General features: G+C 35.8%; 1 protein-coding gene. It reads left to right on the top strand.

The features are described from left to right. The first annotated feature begins 71 nt into the window (after positions 1 to 71). A protein-coding gene (locus MSG93_RS19230; RefSeq protein ID WP_100222414.1) for an IS4-like element ISAba1 family transposase occupies positions 72 to 1162 on the top strand; the annotation gives its coding sequence in 2 pieces (ribosomal slippage) (positions 72 to 612 and positions 612 to 1162; 1092 coding nt in all). The last annotated feature ends 20 nt before the right edge of the window (positions 1163 to 1182 follow it).

Genomic DNA, 1182 nt, shown 5'->3' on the forward strand with positions numbered 1-1182 from the left:
CTCTGTACACGACAAAAATAGATAACTCATTGAAATAATGTCACAATAATTGTTTTCTAACGACGAATACTATGACACATCTCAATGAGTTATATCTTATCTTAAACAAATCTCTAAAATGGAACAAGTCACATTTAAAGTGCTTTGCGCTCATCATGCTTGTGATCATTTTAAAGCAAACATGTAATCTTTCTTCTGCATCTAAAGCCTTGCCCATCAAGTGCTTACCACAATCATTTTATCGACGTATGCAGCGCTTCTTTGCAGGTCAGTATTTTGATTATCGTCAAATTTCTCAGTTGATTTTCAATATGTTTTCATTCGACAAAGTGCAACTGACTTTAGATAGAACCAATTGGAAATGGGGAAAACGAAATATTAATATCCTGATGCTCGCAATCGTTTATCGTGGAATAGCGATACCTATCCTTTGGACATTGCTTAATAAACGTGGAAATTCAGATACGAAAGAGCGTATTGCTTTGATTCAACGCTTTATAGCCATTTTTGGTAAAGACCGTATTGTGAATGTGTTCGCAGACAGAGAGTTTATCGGTGAGCAGTGGTTTACATGGTTAATTGAACAAGACATCAACTTCTGCATTCGTGTTAAAAAAACTTCATTGTCACCAATCATTTAGGAAAGAATCATAAAATTAGTGATTTATTTCGCCATCTTAAAGTTGGTCAAATTGAATGTCGTAAACGACGGATTTTGGTTGGTCGGGTGAAACTATATATAAGTGCACTACAGTTAGAAAATGGAGAGCTTTTACTCGTCGTTTCTCCTCAGTTTAATGCCAATGCTATTCAGGATTATGCATTACGCTGGGAAATTGAAACCTTATTCAGTTGTCTCAAAGGACGCGGGTTTAATCTTGAAAATACGCGCTTGACAGACCCTAGACGAGTGAAAAAATTGATTGCGGTGTTAGCTATAAGCTTCTGTTGGTGTTACTTAACGGGTGAATGGCAACATAATCAAAAAAAAGCGATAAAAATAAAGAAGCATGGACGACTCTCAATGAGTTTATTTCGCTATGGTTTAGACTATGTTCAAATGGCGATTCAGCGTTTAATTGGTTTTGGGAAAAAAGAAGAGTTTAAGGAAATTTTGGCAATTTTAAGAAAGCAGAATCCTGATAGGATAAGGGTTCTGTGAAATTTGTCGTGTACAGAGAT

This window comes from Acinetobacter sp. IK40 (assembly GCF_035615075.1).
GTDB lineage: Bacteria > Pseudomonadota > Gammaproteobacteria > Pseudomonadales > Moraxellaceae > Acinetobacter > Acinetobacter courvalinii.